The 24,158-nt window shown below is 33.1% G+C and carries 18 protein-coding genes; 10 read left to right on the forward strand and 8 right to left on the reverse strand.

Annotated elements, in window-relative coordinates; translation table 11 throughout:
- Positions 1-31 precede the first annotated feature (31 nt).
- The gene (gene pheT / locus NLG42_RS16490) at positions 32-2,452 is read right to left on the reverse strand and encodes a phenylalanine--tRNA ligase subunit beta (protein ID WP_257681602.1); all 2,421 of its coding nucleotides are present in this window, start codon (positions 2,450-2,452) and stop codon (positions 32-34) included.
- Positions 2,453-2,727: 275 nt separating this feature from the next.
- Between pheT and NLG42_RS16495 the strand changes: the two genes are divergently transcribed.
- From NLG42_RS16495 to NLG42_RS16505, 3 genes are all read left to right on the forward strand, one after another.
- Positions 2,728-4,233: an aldehyde dehydrogenase family protein gene (locus NLG42_RS16495; protein ID WP_099719585.1), complete on the forward strand. Its 1,506-nt coding sequence runs from the start codon at positions 2,728-2,730 to the stop codon at positions 4,231-4,233.
- A gap of 73 nt (positions 4,234-4,306) precedes the next feature.
- Positions 4,307-5,341: an alcohol dehydrogenase AdhP gene (gene adhP, locus NLG42_RS16500; protein WP_089055647.1), complete on the forward strand. Its 1,035-nt coding sequence runs from the start codon at positions 4,307-4,309 to the stop codon at positions 5,339-5,341.
- Positions 5,342-5,407: 66 nt separating this feature from the next.
- Positions 5,408-5,782 (forward strand): DUF779 domain-containing protein, encoded by a 375-nt coding sequence (locus tag NLG42_RS16505; RefSeq protein WP_089055648.1) that lies wholly within the window; start codon positions 5,408-5,410, stop codon positions 5,780-5,782.
- A gap of 241 nt (positions 5,783-6,023) precedes the next feature.
- Here NLG42_RS16505 and NLG42_RS16510 read toward each other — a convergent pair whose 3' ends face one another.
- From NLG42_RS16510 to NLG42_RS16530, 5 genes are all read right to left on the reverse strand, one after another.
- Positions 6,024-6,947: an AraC family transcriptional regulator gene (locus tag NLG42_RS16510; protein WP_089057855.1), complete on the reverse strand. Its 924-nt coding sequence runs from the start codon at positions 6,945-6,947 to the stop codon at positions 6,024-6,026.
- 71 nt (positions 6,948-7,018) lie between these two features.
- Entirely contained in the window at positions 7,019-7,882 is an 864-nt protein-coding gene (locus NLG42_RS16515) for a bestrophin family protein (protein ID WP_089057854.1), read from the reverse strand.
- A 26-nt stretch (positions 7,883-7,908) separates the two neighbouring features.
- Positions 7,909-9,219 (reverse strand): TolC family protein, encoded by a 1,311-nt coding sequence (locus NLG42_RS16520; protein ID WP_099719586.1) that lies wholly within the window; start codon positions 9,217-9,219, stop codon positions 7,909-7,911.
- Positions 9,220-9,287: 68 nt separating this feature from the next.
- A complete protein-coding gene (locus tag NLG42_RS16525; RefSeq protein WP_257681603.1) occupies positions 9,288-12,386 on the reverse strand; it encodes an efflux RND transporter permease subunit in 3,099 nt (1,032 codons plus the stop codon).
- A 129-nt stretch (positions 12,387-12,515) separates the two neighbouring features.
- Positions 12,516-13,574, reverse strand: a complete 1,059-nt coding sequence (locus NLG42_RS16530) for an efflux RND transporter periplasmic adaptor subunit (RefSeq protein ID WP_257681604.1) — start codon at positions 13,572-13,574, stop codon at positions 12,516-12,518.
- Positions 13,575-14,147: 573 nt separating this feature from the next.
- Between NLG42_RS16530 and NLG42_RS16535 the strand changes: the two genes are divergently transcribed.
- The 3 genes from NLG42_RS16535 to NLG42_RS16545 all read left to right on the forward strand — a co-directional run bounded on the left by NLG42_RS16535 (position 14,148) and on the right by NLG42_RS16545 (position 16,355).
- Entirely contained in the window at positions 14,148-14,747 is a 600-nt protein-coding gene (locus NLG42_RS16535; RefSeq protein WP_257681605.1) for a DUF6436 domain-containing protein, read from the forward strand.
- Between the two features lie 28 nt (positions 14,748-14,775).
- Complete coding sequence (locus NLG42_RS16540) at positions 14,776-15,630, forward strand: hypothetical protein (RefSeq protein ID WP_089057850.1); 855 nt, start codon at positions 14,776-14,778, stop codon at positions 15,628-15,630.
- A 122-nt stretch (positions 15,631-15,752) separates the two neighbouring features.
- Entirely contained in the window at positions 15,753-16,355 is a 603-nt protein-coding gene (locus NLG42_RS16545) for a PAS domain-containing protein (RefSeq protein ID WP_089057849.1), read from the forward strand.
- A 248-nt stretch (positions 16,356-16,603) separates the two neighbouring features.
- On the opposite strand, the gene recG is transcribed toward NLG42_RS16545, so the two are convergent.
- Positions 16,604-18,712, reverse strand: coding sequence for an ATP-dependent DNA helicase RecG (gene recG / locus NLG42_RS16550; RefSeq protein ID WP_089057848.1), 2,109 nt, complete (start codon positions 18,710-18,712; stop codon positions 16,604-16,606).
- 288 nt (positions 18,713-19,000) lie between these two features.
- On the opposite strand from recG, the gene NLG42_RS16555 reads away from it, so the two are divergent.
- Positions 19,001-19,435: a hypothetical protein gene (locus NLG42_RS16555; protein WP_257681606.1), complete on the forward strand. Its 435-nt coding sequence runs from the start codon at positions 19,001-19,003 to the stop codon at positions 19,433-19,435.
- 159 nt (positions 19,436-19,594) lie between these two features.
- Positions 19,595-20,137 (forward strand): DUF1697 domain-containing protein, encoded by a 543-nt coding sequence (locus NLG42_RS16560; RefSeq protein ID WP_257681607.1) that lies wholly within the window; start codon positions 19,595-19,597, stop codon positions 20,135-20,137.
- Positions 20,138-20,245: 108 nt separating this feature from the next.
- Here the strand turns inward: NLG42_RS16560 and NLG42_RS16565 are convergent, their stop codons facing one another.
- Complete coding sequence (locus tag NLG42_RS16565) at positions 20,246-20,989, reverse strand: Dph6-related ATP pyrophosphatase (protein ID WP_257681608.1); 744 nt, start codon at positions 20,987-20,989, stop codon at positions 20,246-20,248.
- 95 nt (positions 20,990-21,084) lie between these two features.
- On the opposite strand from NLG42_RS16565, the gene NLG42_RS16570 reads away from it, so the two are divergent.
- Both NLG42_RS16570 and NLG42_RS16575 read left to right on the forward strand, forming a co-directional pair.
- A complete protein-coding gene (locus NLG42_RS16570; RefSeq protein WP_257681609.1) occupies positions 21,085-23,145 on the forward strand; it encodes a M1 family metallopeptidase in 2,061 nt (686 codons plus the stop codon).
- 107 nt (positions 23,146-23,252) lie between these two features.
- Complete coding sequence (locus tag NLG42_RS16575; protein ID WP_257681610.1) at positions 23,253-24,158, forward strand: patatin-like phospholipase family protein; 906 nt, start codon at positions 23,253-23,255, stop codon at positions 24,156-24,158.

Consider the following 24,158-nt stretch of genomic DNA (forward strand, 5'->3'; position numbering starts at 1 on the left):
GAATTGGGATTTATTATTTCTAGTGATTTTTTTATCTTAAACTTGCTCCAAGTTCAGTTTCAAAAGTCTGCTGTAATTTAGACATGATTTTATCAATCTGAGTGTCAGTAAGCGTTTTAGTATTGTCTTGAATTGTAAAACTCAAAGCATACGATTTTTTGCCTTCTGGAAGTTTTTCACCTTCATAAACATCAAATAAATTAATATCCTTTAAAAGTGTTTTTTCCGTTTGCTTAGCCAAGTTAAAAATGCTTTCGTACGATGTGTTTTTATCAATCAATAAAGCTAAATCTCTACGTACTTCAGGATATTTAGGAATCTCAGTATATTTAATTTTTCCAGTGATGATTTTTAAAATTAAATTCCAGTTAAAATCTGCATAGTACACATCTTGTTTTATTCCAAAATGCTTTAATATAGATTTTTTAATTACTCCAGCTTCTACTAATACATCATTATTGTAAGTAATCGCAGTTCCTTCAGAAAACACATCTGATTGTACTGGTGCATTCGAAATTTTTTCAACTCCTAAACGAGCCAAAATACCTTTTACATATCCTTTCAATAAGAAGAAGTCAGTACCTTTTTGCGGATTTGTCCAAGACTCTTTATTCCTGTTTCCAGAGATCAATAAAGTCAAATGTTTATGCTCTTCGTAACCGCTTAAAAACTTATGGTATGTTTTTCCGAATTCAAATAATTTTAAATCAGAATTACGTCTGTTAATATTGTATGAAACAGCTTCAAGTCCAGAAAACAATAAAGATTGACGTAACGCTGCCAAATCACTGCTCAATGGGTTTAACATTAAAACATTATGCTCTTCTTTTAAAGAAGCCGATAATTTTGCATACGAAGCCGTTGTCAAAGAGTTCGCCATCATTTCATGAAAACCTTGTGAATTCAATTGTGAAGCGATTGTATTTTGTACTTTATAATCTTCTGTTCTTGGCGAATTAGCAACTGTTGCATTGAATTTCTTAGAGAAATTAATATTGTTGTAACCGTAAACTCTCAGAATTTCTTCAATTACATCAATTTCACGCTGTACATCTACACGATAAGCAGGAATAGTAAGTCCTAAACCAGAATCAGAAACACTGTTTACTTTAATATCTAAAGAAACTAGTATTTTTTTGATGGTATCTTTTGGAATTTCCTGTCCAATAATTTTCGAAACATGGCTGAAATTCAACAAAACAGCAAAATCTTCTACTTTTTTAGGATAAACTTCTATAACATCCGAAGTTATTTTTCCACCTGCCACTTCTTGAATTAAAAGCGCAGCACGTTTCAAAGCATATTCAGTAATAGTTGGATCAATACCTCTTTCAAATCTAAAAGAAGCATCAGTGTTTAATTGATGTCTTTTTGCTGTTTTACGAACACTTACCGCATCAAAATAAGCACTTTCAAGGAATATAGTAGTTGTACTTTCAGAAACACCAGATTTTTTACCTCCAAAAACTCCCGCAATGCAAAGCGGTCCTTTTTCGTCGCAGATCATCAAATCCTCTTTGTGCAATGTTCTTTCAACATCGTCTAAAGTTGTGAATTTTGTTCCCTCAGGAAGTGTTTTTACAATAACTTTTCCGTTAATTTTTGCAGCATCAAAAGCATGCAGAGGTTGACCTAATTCATGTAATACATAATTAGTAACGTCAACAATATTATTTTTTGGAGTTAAACCAATGGCTTTTAAACGATCTTGTAACCAGCTTGGAGATTCTTGTACTGTAATTCCTGAAATGGTTACACCGCAATATCTTGGAGCCAAAAGAGGTTCCTCGACATTAACATCGATTTTAAGCGTACGCATATCCACTCTAAAGTTACTTACAGAAGGTGTAATTAACTCTATGTTTACACCACGCTGCAGCATTCCTGCTCTTAAATCACGTGCAGTACCATAATGACTCATCGCATCAGCACGATTTGGTGTTAATCCAATTTCAAAAACTTCATCATTTGTAATTTGAAAAACTTCGGCAGCTGGAGTTCCTGGAACTAGTTTATCGTCTAGAACCATAATTCCGTCATGACCAGTACCAAGACCTAACTCATCTTCGGCACAAATCATTCCGTGACTTTCCTGTCCGCGAATCTTACCTTTTTTAATAGTAAAATCACCGCCGTCTTTATCGTATAAAACAGTTCCAATAGTTGCAACCGGAACTTTTTGTCCTGCAGCAACATTTGCAGCACCGCAAACAATTTGTATAGGCGCTTCTAAACCAATATTTACAGTTGTAACTTTTAATCTGTCGGCATCAGGGTGTTTTTCGCAAGTCAGTACGTGTCCTACAACAACCCCTTCTAAACCGCCTTTAATAGATTGGTATTTTTCGACAACTTCAACCTCAAGACCTAAATCTGTCAGTAATTCTGAAGTTTCCGCAGATGTCCAATCTGTTTTAATGAATTGTTTTAACCAGTTGTAAGATATTTTCATGTTAGCTTTATTATTCTTGTATGAGGTTACAAATATAAGAATTGCGCATTGTAGTAAGAAACAATTTATTTGGTTTTTTCGAGTAAGACATTTTTTAAACTAAATCACTAACGATCAGTATATAATCATATTTAGTATTAATTTTTTAATAAAAATTCATTAAAAATTAGATAAAAAAACGAATGTGTAATTTTTGTGCTATTAGATGAATGAATAATGCTATTCTGTTTCTAATTATGAAACTAAATTTGATACAAATCAAAAATTTACTAATTATGAGCACAACCACACAAAGACCTGAATTTAAGGCAAAATATGACAATTATATAAACGGAAAATTTACAGCTCCAATTTCAGGAGAATATTTTGACGTAGTTTCTCCAATAGATGGAAAGGTGTTTACCAAGGCGGCTCACTCAGGCAAAGAAGATTTAGAAAAAGCTGTAGACGCAGCACATGAAGCATTTAAGACTTGGGGAAAAACATCGGTAACAGAACGAAGCATTTTACTAAATAAAATTGCACAAAAAATTGAAGATAATCTAGAGTACATAGCAACTGTTGAAACTATAGATAACGGAAAACCTATTCGTGAAACTCTTGCTGCCGATATTCCGCTGGCAATAGATCATTTTAGATATTTTGCAGGTGTAATACGTGCCGAAGAAAGCTCGATTGCCGAATTGGATTCGCAGACAGTTTCTATAGCTTTAAGCGAACCATTAGGTGTCGTTGCACAGATTATTCCGTGGAATTTTCCAATTTTAATGGCTGTTTGGAAAATAGCTCCAGCTCTAGCAGCAGGAAATACAATAGTTTTAAAACCAGCCGAAAGTACACCTATATCTATTATGGTGTTAATGGAACTTATTGGAGATATTCTTCCTCCGGGAGTCTTAAACATTGTGAATGGTTTTGGTGCTGAGCTTGGTCGTCCATTGGTTACCAATAAAAAAGTTTCAAAAGCAGCATTTACCGGATCTACAACAACAGGACGTTTAGTGATGCAATATGCAACGGAGAATATTATTCCAGTAACTTTAGAATTGGGAGGGAAATCTCCAAATATTTTCTTTCCATCGGTAGCAGATCATGATGATGATTTCTTTGATAAAGCCATTGAAGGTGCAGTTTTATTCGCTTTAAACCAAGGTGAAATTTGTACTTGTCCGTCAAGATTATTAGTTCATGAAGATATTTATGACAAGTTTATAGCCAAAGTAATTGAAAGAACTGAAGCTATAATCGCTGGAAATCCGTTAGATAAATCCACTATGATTGGAGCACAGACATCATTAGTTCAGAAAGAAAAAATCATGTCCTATATAAAATTAGGTAAAGAAGAAGGTGCAGAATTATTAACAGGAGGTGATGCGAATCATTTAGGCGGCGATCTTGAAGGTGGTTATTACATAAAACCAACACTATTTAAAGGTCATAACAAAATGAGAATTTTTCAAGAAGAGATTTTTGGGCCAGTCTTGGCAGTAACAACTTTTAAAACTACCGAAGAAGCTATCGAAATTGCAAACGATACAATGTACGGATTGGGAGCGGGAGTATGGACACGTGATGCTCATGAAATCTACCAAGTTCCAAGAGCAATTCAATCTGGACGTGTTTGGATTAATCAATATCATTCATATCCAGCAGGAGCGCCATTTGGAGGTTACAAACAATCTGGAATTGGGCGTGAGAATCATAAAATGATGCTCAGTCAATACCGTCAGACAAAAAACATGCTTATTTCTTATGATAAAAAGAAATTAGGTTTCTTCTAGAAAACATTATCCCTATTAATATAAACCTGAGCATAATAATTTAATTGTTATGCTCATTAAATCAATCTTTGTTATGTTACCAAAAACAATGAAAGCAGCAGTTATTAGAGAATTTGGTTCTCTTTTAAAAATTGAAGAAGTTGAAGTAAAACGACCGGGAAGAAATGAAATTCTTGTAAAAGTGATTGCAAGCGGTGTTTGTCACACAGATTTGCACGCCGTTGAAGGCGATTGGCCGGTAAAACCAAAAATGCCGTTAATTCCCGGACACGAAGCTGTAGGTTATGTTGCAGCAGTAGGTCAAGATGTGAAAAATGTTAAGGAAGGTGATGCTGTAGGAGTGCCTTGGCTTTACAGCGCTTGCGGAGGCTGTGACCAATGTATTACTGGATGGGAAACATTATGCGACAGTCAGCAAAATGGCGGTTATAGCGTAGACGGAGGTTTTGCCGAATTTGTAATTGCTGATGCAAGATATGTTGGAATTTTACCTTCAAATGTAAATTTTATGGAAATGGCTCCGATACTTTGTGCTGGAGTTACTGTTTATAAAGGTCTAAAAGAAACAGAAGTAAAACCTGGCGAATGGGTTGCAATTTCTGGAATTGGCGGATTAGGACACGTTGCTGTTCAATATGCTAAGGCAATGGGAATGCATGTTGCAGCAATTGATGTTGCAGATGATAAACTTAACCTAGCAAAAAAACTGGGTGCAGACTTAGTAGTTAATGCAAAAAATCAAAATCCTGGAGAATATTTAAAAAAGGAAGTCGGTGGAATGCATGGGGCATTGGTAACTGCAGTTTCTCCTATAGCTTTCAAGCAAGGTCTTGAAACCTTAAGGAGAAAAGGTACAATGGCACTCAACGGACTTCCGCCAGGTAATTTTGATTTATCAATTTTTGATACGGTTTTAAACCGAATTACAATTCGTGGCTCTATCGTTGGTACTCGTAAGGATATGAAAGAAGCAATAGAATTTGCCACCGAAGGAAAGGTGAAAGCTACTGTAACTGCCGAAAAACTAGAAAACATTAATACTGTTTTTGATAAAATGAAAAAAGGTCAGATTGAAGGACGAGTCGTTCTTGATATTGCAAATATTTAATTGGTAATGCAAAAAGCAGTAAATTTATAACAATAAGTTTACTGCTTTTTTTAAATAGTAAAAGTCATGGTTAAGAGAATTGAAGCCACACAAGAAGCTGTCGAATTAATTAAAATTCTAAAGGAAAAACATGGTGATTTAATGTTTTACCAAGCCGGAGGATGTTGTGAAGGCACGCAGCCGCAATGTTTTGAAAAAGGCGGTTACTATCAGCGAATAGGCGATGTTTGCATCGGAACTATTGAAGATACTGAATTCTGGGTTGATAACGATTTGTATGAATACTGGAAACATTCACATTTTACACTTAAAGTTATTGATGCTTTTGGTGTTGGCGGTTTTTCCTTGGAAACACCTCTAAAAAAAACATTCCAAATTGAATATCGAATTTTTACTGAAGAGGAAGAAAAAGATTTAGAACCAGTAAAGATTTTTGAGTAAGTTTTTTTTTAAGGGACAGAGGTTCAGAGAGGCAAAGAAACAAAGGTTTTGCAGGGTTTTGTCATTTCGACTGAAAGGAGACCCGAGCGATAGCGAACAGGCGAAGCAAATCACACTAGAAACTCCGCAAAATATGTCGCTAACCTTTATGGATAATCTTTGCCAGACTTCTAGTGCGATTTCTCGCTCCTCGAAATGACAAGGTTGCTTAAGAACTCAAAACCTTAGTATCTTAGCACCTTTAATTAACATAAAGTAATTGATATTGTTTCGGTGTAATTCCTTCGTGTTTTTTAAATAATCTGATGAAATAATTAGCATCTTCAAAACCCGACAAATAACAAACTTCATTTATTTGTATACTTGGGTTTCTAAGTAGTTTTTTTGCATATTTAATTTTTTCATTCAAAACATATTCTATAGGACTCATACCTAATTCTCTTTTGAAAAAACGATAGAATGATGCTGTGCTCATACAAGCTTTTTCGCTTAAGCTTTTTAGATTTATGTTTTCTTTTAAATTAAGCTTAATGAATTCTGTAACTTCAAAAATTGGATTGTTGGATTGCAGAACAGCTCCATCATCAAGAGATTTTGCTGTTTGAGTTTGAATAATTCGGATTAATAATTCCTGTAAAGTCAAATCGGCAATAACATCTTTTGTAATTGATGTGCTTGTACATTCTTTGATTAATTTACTGATTGTTGAAGCAAGATCAACATTGTTGTAAAAAAAGTAATTCTGATAGTTTAGCTGCCAATAATTATCGCTTCCTTTCTTTGGATAACGCTCATTTAAGAAATCAAGAGTTTCGGTAATTTTTGTTGTATCAATAGCTAAAGCAAGACATTGCGTTGGATTTTCTTTTGAAGCTTCTGGAAAATCAATTTTCATCTCAATATTCGAAGGAATAACGACTGTTTCTCCAGGAAGGTAATCAAATCCAGGTTCATCAAATAAATGCATTACTTTTTTTCCGCGAAGCATACTCGTAACTACAAAATCGTTGAATTTTAAAGGTACTAGTTTTGAAGATTCATAAGTCTCAAAAATATTTAATTCGCAGTGATTTAGAGTATAAACACTCCTGTTTTCAACAAGTGTTTTTAATGATTTTTCATTAGATAAATCTGGCGGAGTAATTAAAACACGTTGATTCTGCATTGCATTAAATTTAGAAGTGGAACTTTAAATTTAATAAAAATAAGTTTAACAATTTAAGATTTAACGTTTCATTAAATCAGTTCTTCAACATGTTTCTTAATGTTTTCAGCCATTTTTCTTGTTGGAAGATCATTTTCGTCATCACCAAAAGGGTCTTCAATTTCTTCTGCGATAAGCTCTAAACTCGCTAAAACATAAAAAATAAAAACAACTACAGGAATTACATAATAGCCTAATGTAAATACGTAACTAAAAGGGAGTGTGAGGACAAAAATAAATATAAATTTCTTGATGAAAGCGCTGTAAGAGTAGGGAATAGGAGTGTTTTTTATTCTCTCACAGGCTCCACAAATATCTGTAAACGCTGTTACTTCATTGTTTAAGGTAATGAGCTGTTCGCCTGAAATTTTATTAGTTACATAAAGATCGTGGATTTTTTTGAACATTATTTTAGCAACCTGATTCGGTCTGTGCTTGTGATGATCCAGTTCTAAATCTACATTATCAAACAATTGCATTCCAGTTTCTTCGTCCTTCAAATGTTTGTTTAAGATAGAAGCATATCCTGGAATCATCTTTCTAAAAAATGCTTTATCTTTTTCGTCCTCTAAAATAACCGAAAGTTTCATGGCAAAATTACGACTGTTATTTACCAGACTTCCCCACATCCTGCGTCCTTCCCACCAGCGATCATAGGCTGTATTGGTACGATATGCAAGTAATAATGAAATTACAAAACCCAACATGCTGTGCATTGTTGAGATGTTTTTAACCTTACTGTCTTCTGGTAAATCCCAATATTCAAGTTCAAGATAAGCAATTCCGCCGCAATATATTGCCATAAAAAACATTACGGGAATTAATTTACGGAAAGTATCGGCTTTGCTAAAATGAAAAATAAAACTAAACCAGTCTTTTGGATTATACGAAGTCATTACTTTTTTTTTGCAGTAAATTTACTTTAAAAATTAATATTTCCTGCTAATTCTTTTAAAGCAATTTCAGATAACTTTGCCTCATATTGTGCATTGCTGTATCGCACTTTTGCATTTACATAATTCAGCTGAGCTGTTCTAAAATCAAGAGTTGTAATCGTTCCAATTCTAAATTTATCTAAGGTAATGTCTAAATTTTGTTTTGCAATTGCTTCGTTATCTTCTTCTAAATCGATTAGTTCTAGATTGGTTAAATAAGTCTGAAAAGCAGTACTTAACTGTGTATTCAAAATCATATTTTGCTGTTCGATAGCAATTTGAGAATTTTCGATTTGAAGCTTGGCAACTTTTTCATTTCGATGCTGATTAAAACCGTCAAAAATATTTAAAGTAGCATTAAAGCCATAATTTAAACCGCGTGACGAAGCTTGACTCGTAAAACCTAAACTCGACTGACTTTCGTTAAAATTATAACCAGATGTTAAGTTTACAACAGGATATCGATCTGCTTTTACTTGTTTAAGCTGCAGTTCGGCTATACGTTTATTAATGATCTGCGCTTCTAAAGCTGGATTTTGTTTTTGAGCCAAATTCATAAGATCAGCCAAAATCAATTTATTATCAACAGTAACTAAATCTGTAACAGTAAAATTTATTTTAGGATCTCTAGCTAAATATTGATTCAATAAGATTTTAGCATTAGCATATGATTCTTTTTGTCTCAATAAAGCAACTTGATCTGAATTTAAATCAACTTGTGCGTTTAAAACTTCCAATTTTGAAGCTTTTCCGATGCTGAAACGGTTTTGAGCTAAAGTTAGTCTTTGCTTCGAAATTACAATTGTAGTATCTAAAGCAGCTAATTGATGCTGCTGTTGAACCAAATCATAATAAGCAGAGTTTACTTGACCAATTTTGATCAAAATGGTTCTCTTTAATTCGGCATCTCCTAATTTTTGAAGTTCTTTTAATTGATCTAGTTTAGCAAACATTTTCAAACCATCAAAAACAGTCCAGCCTAAACTCACTCCATAATTTAAGCTGTTATTTTTAGCGTTATCCAATGAAGTTGTTGTTCCGTCCTGACGCGTCTGCGAAGAATTTGTGACGCTGTTATTGTCTGTTATTGAAGCGCCTGCATTTGGAAGCATTCCTGCATTTCCTAAAGTAACATTCGTTTCGCTTATTTTTGAGTTATTCTTGGCTATTTTAATCTCAAAATTGTTCTCTAAAGCAATTTTCATAGCATCTTCAATAGTCAAAACTTCTTGCGCATTAGTTTTTGTAATGCTTAAAAAGAGTAATAACAAACTGCTAATTAAAATTTTAATATTCATATTGTTTTTTCTTTTGCCTTGAATTTCTGAATTAGTCAATTGTAATTCAGAAATTCAAGGCTAATAAATTATTTACTTACTTCTTTTTCGTATTCTTCGATATGATCAAATTCCGGATAATGTTTACGTGCTTTTGACCACATCATATAGATGGCAGGAATAACAAAAAGTGTTAATGCTAATGAAAATATAGTTCCACCAACAATTACAACTCCCATACCAATTCTACTAGTCGAAGCAGCTCCAAGTGACATCGCAATTGGCAACGCACCTAAAGCAATGGCTAAACTGGTCATTAAAATTGGACGTAAACGCGCTTCTGAAGCTTCAAGAATTGCTTCTAATTTTGGTTTTCCTTGTTCTCGTAATTGATTGGCAAATTCAACGATTAAAATACCATTTTTAGTTACCAGACCAATAAGCATTACAGTTCCAATCTGGCTGAAAATATTCCAAGTTTGATTGAATAGCCATAATGAAAATAAGGCTCCAGCAACCGCCATTGGTACAGTCAGAATAATAATAAATGGATCTATAAAACTTTCAAACTGAGCGGCAAGAATTAAAAATATTAATAATAAAGCTAATCCAAAAGCAAAAGAAGTATTCGAGCTGCTCTCGACAAAATCTCTCGATTCTCCACTCAAATCGGTTGTAAAACTATCATCTAATACTTTAGCTTTAATTCTATCCATTTCAGCAATTCCGTCGCTGATACTTTTGCCTGGAGCTAAACCTGCAGAAACAGTTGCCGACATATAACGGTTGTTGTGGTACAACTGTGGAGGATTACTTTGTTCTTCGACATTTACAACGTTATCCATCTGAATTAACTCTCCTTTTTTGTTCTTCACAAACATCGAAGTTAAATCTAATGGTTTTGATCTGTCTTTTTGATCAAATTGACCAATAACCTGATATTGCTTTCCGTTTTTGATAAAATAACCAAAACGCTGTCCGCTTAAAGAAAGCTGTAAAGTTTGTGCAATATCAATAATTGAGATTCCTAAACTTTCGGCTTTTTCACGATTAATACTAACGTTTATTTCAGGTTTGTTGAATTTTAAATTAACATCACTGATAGAAAAAACATCGCTTTTACCTACTTCATCCATAAAAACAGGAATTTTTTCTCTTAATTTTTCAAAATTCGGAGCCTGAATAATGTATTGAATTGGTAATCCGCCGCGTCTGTTTACAGCAATTGTAGGCTGTTGGATAACAGATGTTTTTGCATCAGGATATTGCTTTGTCCATTTTGTTAATTGGTCGGCAATTTCTTTTTGAGATCTCTTTCTTTCATGAGGTTCTTTTAATGAAAGTCGGATAAAACCAGTATTTGTAGCCGAAGCTCCAAAACCAGGTGCGGTAATCACTAAACTTACTTTTTTCTCCGGAATTGAATCATCAACCAATCTTGAGATTTCCTGCATAAAACGATCTGTATATTCGTATGATGATCCTTCTGGCGTTGTCATACGCATGGTTACAGAACTTCGATCATCATAAGGAGCTGTTTCTTTTGGTAATATGGTAAAAAACAAATAAATCAATCCAAAACAAGCAATTAGTATAGGAAAACTAATCCATTTTCTTTCCATGAATTTTGAAAGAGCTTCAGCATAACTGCTGTTCATCCTCTCGAAAAATGGCTCCGTTCTTATGTAGAACTTAGATTTTTTCTGTTCTCCGCCTTTCATTAAATAGGCATTTAACATTGGTGTTAAGGTAAGAGAAACAAATGCCGAAATTAATACTGCGGCACCAATTACAACCCCAAATTCCCTAAAGAGTCGGCCAACGAAACCTTCTAAGAAAATTACTGGCAGGAATACAGCCGCTAATGTTACCGAAATCGAAATTACAGCATAAAAAATCTCATTTGATCCTTTAATCGCAGCTTCAATAGGCGACATTCCTTCTTCGACTTTCTTAAAGATATTTTCAGTTACAACAATTCCGTCATCCACAACCAAACCTGTGGCTAAAACAATCGCTAATAAAGTCAGTACATTAATAGAAAAGCCAAAAAGCCACATTATAAAGAACGTTGCAATTAACGAAACTGGAATGTCTATTAAAGGTCTAAAGGCAATTGCCCAGTCTCTAAAAAACAGGTAAATAATAATAATTACAAGTATTACTGATATCCCAAGAGTTTCAGCAACTTCAAGTACCGATTTTTTTACAAATATGGTATTGTCAAGTGCTATATTAAGTTTGATATCTTTTGGAAGATCTTTTTTTAAAGCTTCGTATTTTTTATAAAATTCAGCCGAAATATCTAAGTAATTCGCTCCAGGCATTGGTACAATTGCCAGTCCAATCATTGGTAATCCAGACTGACTTAATTTAGTTTCGATATTCTCTGGACCTAATTCTGCACCGCCAACATCACTTAAGCGTACAATTTTATCTCCATCTGTACGAATAATGATATTATTGAATTCTTCTGGTTTCGAAAGATTTCCAACTGTTTTTACCGTTAATTCGGTGTTGTTTCCTGTTAGTTTACCAGAAGGTAATTCGACATTTTGAGCGTTAAGTGCGTTACGAACATCTGAAACAGTGCAGCCGTAAGCAGTTAACTTTACAGGATCAATCCATAAACGCATAGCGTAACGTTTTTGTCCCCAAATTTGAACACCGCTGACTCCCGGAATTGTTTCTAAACGCTGCGAAATAACGTTTTCGGCATAATCACTTAATTCTAATGAATTTCGACTGTCACTTTGTACCGTCATCGAAATAATAGCATCACTATCTGCATCAGCTTTTGATACAACAGGCGGCGCATCAATATCTTGGGGTAAACTTCTTATGGCTTGTGAAACTTTATCACGTACATCATTTGCAGCTTCTTCCAGATCCTTATCTAAGTTAAACTCGATAGTAATGTTACTGCTTCCTTGGTTACTTGATGAAGTTATATTTCGGATTCCGTCAATCGCATTTACAGCTTTTTCAAGCGGTTCCGTAATTTGCGATTCAATAATATCAGCATTAGCACCCGTATAATTGGTTCTAATCGAAACCTGCGCAGGATCTATTGAGGGAAATTCGCGGACACCCAAAAATGTATAACCAATGAAACCGAATAATATAATTAATAAATTCAGTACAATGGTTAAAACGGGTCTTTTTATACTTGTGGTTGATAAACTCATTATGGTTTTAGATTTTAGATTTTAGATTGCTGATTTTAGATTTATTGTTAAATCTTATTATCATCTTTAAATCTATGATTTAGGATTTCTAACATCTCTATTTAAGTCTTATGTCTTTCGACTTTAAGACTATTTTACTTTAACGATTATTGGTGCTTCATTTTTTAATGACATAACACCACTTGTAATTAAAGTATCTCCTGCTTTTAATCCTGATAAAATCAAAATCGAAGAATCTGTTCTTGTTGTTGCATCAACCATAACTTCTTTAGCTTTGCCCATATTGGCTACATACACTTTTTTACCACTTTGCACAGGAACTATAGCTTCTGACGGAACTACGATTGCATCTTTAATAATGTTTAACGGCAGTTTTATGTCGGCAAATGTTCCAGGGAAAAGTTTTCCATCTGTATTATCGGCAATGGCACGAATTTGCAGTGTACGAGTAGCAACAGCAACTTCTGGCTCTATAGCATAAATTTTTCCGTTATAAGTTTTATCTGAACCAGATACTGTAAAATCAATTATAGAACCTGTTTTTACTTGCGAAGCATATTTTTCTGGAATCGAAAAGGTAATTTTTAGTTTTCCTGTATTTACAAGTTTTGCTACTACAACTGTCGGTGTAATATAGGTGCCTGGAGAAATTGAACGTAAACCAATTTTTCCTGAAAAAGGTGCTTTTACAGAAGTTTTAGCAATTTGCGCTCTTATTAACTGACTTTGAGCTTGCGCCGATGCATGATCCGCTCTGGCAATATCTGCTTCTTCTTGGCTGATTGCTTCTTTTTGCAGCAGTAATTTTGCTCTTCTTTCATTCTCAGCAGCTAGACCTTCTCTTGTAACAGCTTGTCTTAATTGTGCTTTTAACTCAATATCATTAACTTTAAAAAGTACTTGACCTTTATTGACATAGCTCCCTTCGTTAAAATAAATTCCCTCTACAATTCCTGATACTTCGCTGTGAATCTCAATTTGCTCGTTGGCTTCGATAGAACCAGATAAAGACAAATTATTGTCAAACGTTGATGTTTGAACTACTATTCCGGTTACTGTCGTTGGTTTGTCTTTGTCGCCAAACTTCTTTGAGTCTTCATTTTTACTTTTGTTAGATACTATCCTATAAGTGATAAATCCTCCAAAAATAATGATAATCAAGGCGTAGATTAGGTGTTTAATTTTCATAAAATTTAGGTGAATGTGATTTTTTTGGTGTATGTTTTTTGCAACTCACAAATTTAACTTTTTGTACTGAAATCAAATGACGTTAGGTTTTATTTAACACTTGTATTACTATAAACCTGAAAGTACTGTTTCTAGGGAGTTAACGGCAAAACTTTGCACCTTAGATAGCCATTTTCGGAAAAGGTTTAATGACGCGAACTCATTTTGTTGGGTTATTTTTAACACAGGAGCATGATTTATGTGTATGTATTTGTAAATCAATTGGTTGTTTGGGTTTTGTTTTTGAATATTAATTAATTCTAAAACTTAAGAAAGGACTGAAAAAGCGAGCATTTAATGAGTTGTAAAAAAAATATGCAGTTTATCGAATTTATATTGTATTTCATCGATTTTATTTGTAACATTGATACGTTAGACAAAATAATTAGTGGTGCAGTATAATCAGCGTCTTTTTACAGAATTAAATGTTAAAAAATAGAAATTACAGCGGTTTTTTAGCTATTAAAGAGAAAATTAGTATTAATTGTTTTAACAAGTGTTTATGTTTTTATTCTTAATTATAAAAAATAATAGATGAAGAAAAAAATACTCCTAGCATTATGGTTTTCATTTTTACTTGCTGCAATTGGTTTTCTTTTTTGGCAGAATGAGTTTAAGTACAGTCTGCCAACGCCAATTCCGAAAAATTATCACAGCATTGCAATGGGATCCAAAATTGATTTATCTCAATGCTGTCCTTTTGATAGCAAACCTGTTTTTTTTCATTTCTTTAATCCCTATTGTCCCTGCTCACGATTCAATGTGCCGCATGTGGCTGGTTTGATAAAAAAGTACGGTGACAGGATTAATTTTAAAATTGTTGTTTTAAACAAACAGAAAACTTTTACAATCGAAGAAATACAGAAAAAGTTCGACGCACAGATTCCTGTTTATTTTGATCAAAATATTGCTAAAAAATGTGGTGTTATTTCGACTCCGCAAGCAGTTTTATTAGACTCATCGCATAATTTATATTTTCGAGGTAATTATAATAAAACAAGATATTGCACAGATGCCGACAGTAATTATGCTCAAATGGCTATTGACTCATTGTTAAAGCAGACTAATTCGCCCTCTTTTAATGCTTTGGCTCTTAGAGCTTATGGATGTTCGTTACCAAATTGCACTAAATAAATCTATCCCTAACTAAAATTTTTAACCTATGAAAAGAAAAGCCAGTTTGAATGAGCAAGATTACTTGCACAGTTTTATGTCTACAATGACACAAAAGTCTGATAGTATTATTAATTATGTTCTCGCGGTTTATTTCCTTCTCGGAATCGCATTGTCATTTAAGTATGACACTTTTGAAATTGGAGTAGGAGTAGGAACCTTGAATCTTCTATTGTATTATTCTGCAAAGTTTTTTATTAAAAATTCAAAATTCTATCAGTACGTTTTGTCTGTTGTTCTGGCTATATTTATGGCACAGTACATTTATCAAATGCATGGTATGTTCGAAATGCATTTTACTGTTTTTATTGCCAGCACAATTTTAATTATTTATCAAAACTGGAGACTTCAAATTCCACTTACCCTTTTAGTAGTGCTTCATCACGCTGGTTTGGCGTATTTGCAAAACTATATTTATAACGACGCAAATGGACTTCAGGTTTATTTTTCGCAGGTAAATTTTGATCTCGAGACTTTAATTATTCATACTGTTTTAGCGGCAGTTGTATTTTTTATGAATGGCTATTGGGCTTATTATTTTAAGGAACATAGTGAAAATCATATTTCTAAAATCTCTGACGAATATGAACTGGAAAACATGAAACTTGCATCGGCTAAATACAGTTCATTATCAGCAACTAAAGAATATAATGACTTTATTCACAGAACAACTTTAGATTTAAAACTACCTGTAACTTCTGTCTTAAAATTAATTGATGTTTCAAAAGGACATACAGACAATGATCAAATTTTGACTTATCTGGATATGATGAGAGAAAGTGCTAAAAAAATTGATGATCTCGTGAATGATATTCATGTAAAATCAACTAATACAAGAAAGTAAAAATTACAAAACAACTTCCAAAAATGAAAAAACTCTCGAAAGATGCTTTAAAAACAAGGTTTTAGAGAGTTTATTCTACAAGTAAAAACACTCATGCCAATTAATTTTTAATATAAAATTTTATGGAGACCAGAACTACACGTCCGACTCCTTCTGACAGAGAAGTCGATTGGAATAAAAGCAAAGTGCTGCTTAGTAAAACAGATAAAAACGGAACTATTTTGTATGCCAATGAAGATTTTATCGATGTTTCTGGCTATGATGAGTTTGAATTAATCGGACAGCCTCACAATATTGTGAGGCATCCTGATATGCCTAAGGTGATTTTTAAATTTTTGTGGGATAGTATTAAATCCAGTCAAAACATTCATGTTGTTTTGAAAAACATGGCAAAAACGGGTCGTTATTATTGGGTTGTCACCGAATTTAAAATCATTGCGGATACTGATGGCGAGATTGTTGGTTTTTTTGGAACAAGAAAATCGGTTCCCGAAAATATCATTGTAAAATTCATCGAACCATTGTATAAAAAACTTTTACAAATAGAAGAAGCAAGCGGTTTAACAGCCTCTGAGGAATATTTAGTTGGTTTTCTAGAAGAGCGTAAAAAAACGTATATGGAATATATCGATCATTTAATCGCTACAGGAAAAGATGATAAAAATAAAGTTAGTAAAGGTTTGTTCAGCGGTCTTTTTGAAAAGAAAACTCCAACAAAGAAATAATAAAAAAATCTGCTGAATCTGCGTGAAAAAAAAGGAACACGTAGAAACATAAGTTTTGTTACTGTTAAAATGCATTTTACCTGCATCAACAAACATGACTATGTCTCTATGTGTTTAATTTTTTTTCAACATTTATCCATATTTAGGTTGAAAGATTTATTGCATCAGATATGACGTAATTGAATCTAGTTTTAACTCAAGAAACCTCAGAATCTTTGCATCTCTGCATCTTTGAACCTAAAAAAAAACTAACTAATATAATTCCAGATACTTTTCTTTTTAGTAAGTTCAATAAAAACAGCTTTAAGAATTGCATGTTCTGGTTTGTTTAAAGGACCGTCTTCTTTCAGGATTTTCATTGCGTAATTTCGAGCTAATCCTAAAATATCTCTATCACGAACAATATCTGCAATTTGAAGATTTAAAACTCCGCTTTGCTGTGTCCCCATTAAATCACCTGGACCGCGAAGTTTTAAGTCAACTTCAGCGATTTCAAAACCATCATTTGTCTGAACCATCGTTTCCATTCGGGTTTTACTGTCCGTGCTTAATTTGTGTCCCGTCATCAAAATACAATAACTTTGTTCGGCTCCACGACCAACTCGGCCGCGCAATTGGTGCAATTGTGACAAGCCAAAACGTTCGGCACTTTCGATAATCATAACACTGGCATTTGGTACATTTACACCAACCTCAATTACCGTTGTCGCCACCATAATATTCGTTTTTCCTTCAGAGAAACGCTTCATTTCAGCATCTTTATCAGCGGGTTTCATTTTTCCGTGCAAAATCGAGATCGAATATTGAGGCAATGGAAAATCGCGAGAAATACTCTCGTAGCCATCCATTAAATCCTTGTAATCCATTTTTTCGGATTCTTGAATTAGCGGATATACAATATAAATTTGTCTTCCAAGTGCAATTTCATCACGGAGAAATTTCCAAACTTTTAATCGGTTACTATCAAAACGATGAACCGTTTGTATTGGTTTTCGTCCCGGCGGAAGTTCATCAATTACAGAAATATCAAGATCTCCATACAAACTCATTGCTAAAGTTCTCGGAATTGGTGTTGCCGTCATAACCAAAACGTGAGGCGGAATTTCATTTTTCTTCCACAATTTAGAGCGCTGCTCAACACCAAAACGATGCTGCTCGTCAATAACAGCCAATCCAAGATTTTGAAACTTCACTTTATCTTCCAGCAAAGCATGTGTGCCTATTAAAATCTGTAAAGTGCCATTTTCGAGTTCCTCGTGAATAACTTTTCGAGCTGCAGTTTTTGTTGAACCAGTTAATATTTTTATATTAATATTCAAAGTGTTAGCAAATTCTGATAAACCAATAAAATGCTGATTGGCAAGAATCTCCGTCGGTGCCATTAAGCAGGCCTGAAAACCATTATCCATTGCCAAAAGCATGCTCATAAAAGCCACAATTGTTTTTCCAGAACCAACATCTCCCTGTAATAATCGGTTCATTTGAGCATTGCTGCCCATGTCTGAACGAATTTCTTTAACCACTCTTTTTTGAGCATTAGTAAGTTCAAAAGGAAGGTGGTTTTGATAAAATTCAGTAAAAAAATCACCCACTTTGGTAAATGGATGCCCTTTTATTTTATGCTTTCTAATTAGATTTTTAGTAATTAACTGTAATTGAATAAAAAACAATTCTTCAAACTTCAATCTAAATTGGGCTTTCGCCAAAGCATCGGTACTTTTTGGGAAATGTATATTAAATAAAGCAGCTCTTTTTGAGATCAGCTTTAATTCTTCGATTAAGTACAATGGAAAAGTTTCAGTAAACAAAGCTTGAGTTTCGATAAACAATTGTTCCATTAATTTGTTAATCGTTCTATTTGAAATACCTCTGTTTGTTAATGTTTCCGTAGATGGATAAACGGGCTGCATGGCAGAACGCAGGCTTTTTTCATGTTCTTTCAGCAACTCAATTTCGGGATGTGCCATGCTGAATTGACTTCCGTACAAAGAACATTTTCCAAAAATAACACAAGGTTCGTTTAGTTTTAAACTTTCACGAATCCATTTATGACCTTGAAACCAATTAAGGTCTAGTTGTCCTGTATCATCTACAAATGTGGCAACTAAACGCTTTTTATTCTTAGCAAATTCAACTGTTTTTATATTGATTATTTTGCCAATAATCTGAACCTCAGAACCTGTATTTTGAAGTTCGTTTATTTTGTAATAACGAGTTCTGTCAATATATCTATTCGGAAAAAAGTTTACTAAATCTCCATATTTATGAATTCCTAATTCCTTGCGAAGTAGTTGACCGCGACTTGGGCCAACACCTTTTAAGTATTCGATTGGAGTTTCAAGCAGATTATTAGACATTCTTTTTTTTGACTTCTTAGATTATTAGACTGGCATAAATTTTAGAAAATAGAGTAAAGAAAATAAGGACAAGAGTAAAAAGTAAAAATGTATGTTCTTTACTCTTGTCGCTATTTTCTTTTGTCTTTCTTTTGGAAAAGCGAAGATAGATTTTAATTGGGAAATTTGGAAATGAATTAACTTCTTAAGATTTTGAATATTAAGTTATCGTTAAGCCGTAAAATTAGACGCAACCATTTTAAGAACGATTAATCTTAGTAATAACTAACCTTTAAAACTTAAAAAAAAATGAAGAAAATTGGACTTTTAATAGTTTTGTTTATTTCTCTTGTTTCTTGTTCTAATGACGACAATGACAATAAACCAACTGAAGACTATCATGGAAAATGGAAATTAACAGGCATGAGTAGAAATAAAAATCCAGCAGCAAATTCTATAGATGTTATGGAATGGGAGGAAAGCTATGTTTTTAGCTCTAATGGAAAGTTTTCTAAAACAAGAATAAAAGACAAGAAAACTTCTGGTGCATCAGGAACTTATTCTGTTGCAAAAACTTCAGAACAAACTCAGTTTAAATTAATTTATAGTACTCAAAGTGATATAATAGGAACTTGCAGCGGTGACTTAATAGAAAATCTATATATAATTCATGCTACTGGAAAAATGTATAGTACTTGGGGAACATGTGATGGGCCTTTACTTACATATGATAAATTAAAGTAATATTTTAAACAATGCTTACTAATTCAAATTGTTTGGCTCCGTCGGTTTTCTGGCGGAGTTTTTATTTTAATAAAGTGGCTTTTTTTAAATAAAGTTTGATACGGAGGAATTGTAATATAAAACTAAAATGAATTTTTATCTTTGAATAAAATTTTAAAGATGACAACACACTTAGCACTTTTACGAGGAATCAATGTTTCTGGGCATAATATGATGAAAATGGATGCTTTGAAAATAATGTTGGAAAATATTGGTTTTCAAAATATTCGAACTTATCTGCAAACAGGAAATGTTTTTGTAGACAGCGAAGAAGATGCTTCGAAAGTTGGTTTTATGATCAAACAGGAAATATTTAAAGTTTTTGGACATGAAGTTCCAACGATTGTAATTACAAAAGAAGATCTAGAATTATGCTTTAAGAATAATCCTTTTTTGAAGGAAAAAGATATCGATACCAAAAAATTATATGTGGCTTTTGTCTCAACTCAATTGAAAAAAGAAAATATAAACGATTTAAAAATCAGTCAATTTAAACCTGATGAAGCAAGTATTGATGGAAATAGGATTTTTATTAAATACGCCGTTGGTGCCGGAAAAACTAGATTCGACCAAAAATATATCGAGAAAAAACTAAATATTACAGCAACAATTAGAAACTGGAATACAGTTACTAATTTATTGGCAATGTATTCTGAAGAGTAAAAGAATCTAATCATGTTACACTGAGCGAAGTCGAAGTGTCGCCGCGAATTGCACAAATTAAATCAATTGGTGAAAATTCGTGAAATTCGTGGCAAACTTTTTTAGAAACTATTTAGGGATTAAATCACAATACCAAAATCCAAAATCGAAAGCATCAGAAGCACTGGTGTCGCAGGCAGTATCTGAGGAATCTTCTTTCTGAGGTTTTTCATATTTACGATAAACGATTTCTCCTATTTCAAAATCTATTGGCTGCGAGAAAATTGGACCGTCAAAAGCAAAAGTGTGAAACTCTCCATTTTCTCCGCAAACATCAACATTTTCAGGTAAATCGTTTATAAAATCCTGATCTATAATTCGGCCGACAAAACTTTTATCTAAATAACGTTCATTTACACAAACCACAATAGTTTTAAATCCTAATAAAATAAATTCTTGAATTAAATCTTTTGTTGGTATTTTCCAAAGTGGAAAAACGCCTTGAAAACTGATCTTAGCCAATTGATCTTCGCGATACTTTCGCAAATCCTCCAGAAAAATATCTCCAAAAATAGAATGTGTAATGCCGTTATCTTTTAATTCTGTTAAGGTTTTGGTCATTACATCTTCATAAGCTTCCATAGTCGGCATTTCTGGAATCTGCATAACTTTTAATGGCATTCCAATGCTTTTTGCCTGTGCATTCAACAATTCAACACGAACGCCATGCATTGAAATTCGTTGATGTTGCTGATTCACACTTGTCAACAAACAATCGATTTTATACTCAGAATTTTGAAGGATTTTGTATAATGCAAGAGCCGAATCTTTTCCACTGCTCCAGTTAAATAAGGCTTTTTTGGGTGTAAACACGTTTTGGGATTTTAGTGTGGTAAACTTACAAATTTCATTCGATTTGTTGATGAAACCTTTGTAACTTTGGGATTTTCGCTTTCAAATTTATTTCAATGAAATATATATTCTTATTATTTACCACTTTCCTTTTTGCGCAGCAAACTAAATTTGTCGATTTTAAATCGGTTAATGCACAATTGACTATCGATAATGCACAAAAAACAATTGCAGGAAAAGTAGTTTACGATTTTAGCGTTTTGCAATCTGTTGATACGATAAAAATGGATGCTAAGAATATGGAATTCTCTAATGTTCAAATAAATGGTGAAAATGCAATTTTTGTAAATACGGGTAAAGAATTACAAATTGTTAGTCATTTTGAAAAAGGAAACAAGCAGTTAACATTCAATTATACTGTAAAGCCAAAACAAGCATTGTATTTTGTTGAAATTGAAAATGATGATGTTCAAATCTGGACGCAAGGACAGGGAAGATACACCAGTAACTGGTTTCCGAGTTTTGATGATGTCAATGAGAAATTGATTTTTAATTTATGTATTACTTACAATAACCAGTATCAGGTAATTTCAAATGGTATTTTAAAAGAAAAAACAAGCAAAGACGATTTGTTTCACTGGCAATACGAAATGGAGAAACCAATGAGTTCTTATTTATTGATGCTTGCAATTGGCAAATATGATAAAACAGAAATGCTCTCAAAATCTAGAATTCCGTTAGAATATTATCTAGAACCAAAAGATAAAAAACGTTTTGAGCCAACGTATCGTTATTCTAAACGTATTTTTGATTTTTTAGAGAAAGAAATCGGAGTAAAATATCCTTGGAAAATTTACAGACAAATTCCTGTCCGCGATTTTTTATACGCTGGAATGGAGAATACAACTTCCACACTTTTGGCAACTCGTTATGTGGTAGATTCTATTGGTTTTGAAGATCGAAGTTATACAAATGTCGATGCACACGAGTTGGCACATCATTGGTTTGGAGATTTAATTACAGCCGAAAGCAGTAAGCATCATTGGCTTCAAGAAGGTTTCGCAACTTATTTTGCTGCTTTGGCAGAAAGAGAAATTTATGGAGACGATTTCTTTTACTCGAAATTATACAATACTGCGCAGCAAATAAAATTTGCCTCACGAACAGATTCTATTCCGGTTTTGAATGCAAAAGCAAGTTCGCTCACTTTTTATGAAAAAGGAGCTTGGGCACTGTTTGTACTGCATGAATCAATTGGAGACAAGGCTTTTAAAAAAGCAATAAAAAGCTACTTGAAAAAGTTTGCTTATCAAACCGTGACAACTCAAGATTTCTTTGACGAAATAAAAAAAGTATCTGATTTTGATCTTGATAAATTTCAAAAAACTTGGCTGGAATCGACAGTTTTTGATACGCCGACAGCAAATGCTTTACTGAGTAAAAATAAAGCAATTCAAACTCGTTTAGAAATTGACAAACTTAAAAAAACGCCATTATCTGAGAAAGAAGATGTCTTAAGAAAAACTTTAGAGTCTGATGTTTATGAATCTGTAAAAGAAGCAATTGTAGATCAATTAGAAATTGAAAAATACGAAGCAAAGAAAACTCTTTTACAAACTGCATTAAAAACAAATAATACTCAAGTCAGACAAGCCGTTGCAAGTTCATTGGCTAAAATTCCAGAAGATTTTAGAGCTGAATATGAAACTTTGCTTGATGATAAATCGTATCAAACACAAGAAATCGCACTGTTTTATTTGTGGAAAAACTTCCCAAATCATAGAGCAGATTACTTGAATAAATCTAAAGACTGGATTGGGTTTAATGACTTTAATCTTCGAACATTATGGCTTTCGCTGGCTTTATCAACACCTGATTACAGTACAAATCCCGAAGAATTAGTAAACGAACTTATTGCTTTTTCTTCAACTAAATATGAAGCTCCAACACGTCAGAATGCCCTTGAAAAACTGATTGCTTTTAAAATTATAAACGATCAGGTTTTAACTAATTTAGTAAGCGCAACAACTCATCATATGTGGCAGTTTTCAAAATTTGGAAGAGATTCTATTAGGATTTTATTAAAAAATTCAGAAATGCGTGCTTCGTTTAATAGAATTTTACCTAATTTAAACCCCGATGAACAATATCAATTGAATCGTTTGCTGAAAGAGTAGAATAGAAAATAGAAGCAATAAGAGAGATGCAAGAAACTAGCGATTAAAAGAAGTCTTTATTCTTGTTTCTTTTAAAAAAATCAAAAAACAAACCTACATTAAATTTTATGAAAGCATTAGTTATTTCTGGCGGTGGAAGTAAAGGCGCATTTGCCGGCGGAGTTGCACAATATTTGATTGAAGAAAAAAGAAATGAATATGATTTGTTTATCGGAACATCTACAGGAAGTCTTCTAATTCCGCATCTCGCACTTGGTCATATTAAAAAAATCCATTCCGTTTATACTAATGTCACCATGGCTAGTATTTTTAATATTTGCCCGTTTGTAGTTAAAGTAAAAGAAGGAATAGATATTGTTACCATCAATCACTTCAATGTATTACGTCAATTCTTTAAAGGAAAAAGAACTTTTGGTGAAAGTAAAGGTTTAAGAAAATATATTCAGAATAATTTCTCGCTGTCCGATTTTAATAAATTGAAAAAATTAGATACTGATGTTGTTATAACTGTAACCAATTTTACCAAAAACGAATCGGAGTATAAATCGGTTAAAGACTGCAGTTACGAAGAGTTTTGCGAATGGTCGTGGATTTCCAGTAATTATGTTCCGTTTATGAGTTTGGTTACTAAAAACAATTCAGAATATGGAGATGGAGGATTTTCAAGTTTAGTTCCTATTCGCGAAGCTATTAATCGCGGCGCAACCGAAATTGATGTTATAATCCTTGAAACCGAAGTTAATACAACAAAGACAGTAATTGGTAAAAATCCGTTTTCCTTGATGATTGATTTGTTTCGAATTGCCTTAGATCAAGTCGAAAAACACGATATCGCAATAGGAAAGCTTATGGCAAACAATAAAGATGTGAAGCTAAATTTGTATTACACACCAACCAAACTGACAGATAATGCCTTGATCTTTAATAAAGAGGTAATGAAGAAATGGTGGGAGCAAGGTTATGAATATGCACAGAACAAGTCTGAAGTGATGAGTGACAACAAAATAGCATAG

Origin of the sequence: Flavobacterium plurextorum (genome assembly GCF_024638035.1) — a bacterium.
Lineage (GTDB): Bacteria > Bacteroidota > Bacteroidia > Flavobacteriales > Flavobacteriaceae > Flavobacterium > Flavobacterium plurextorum.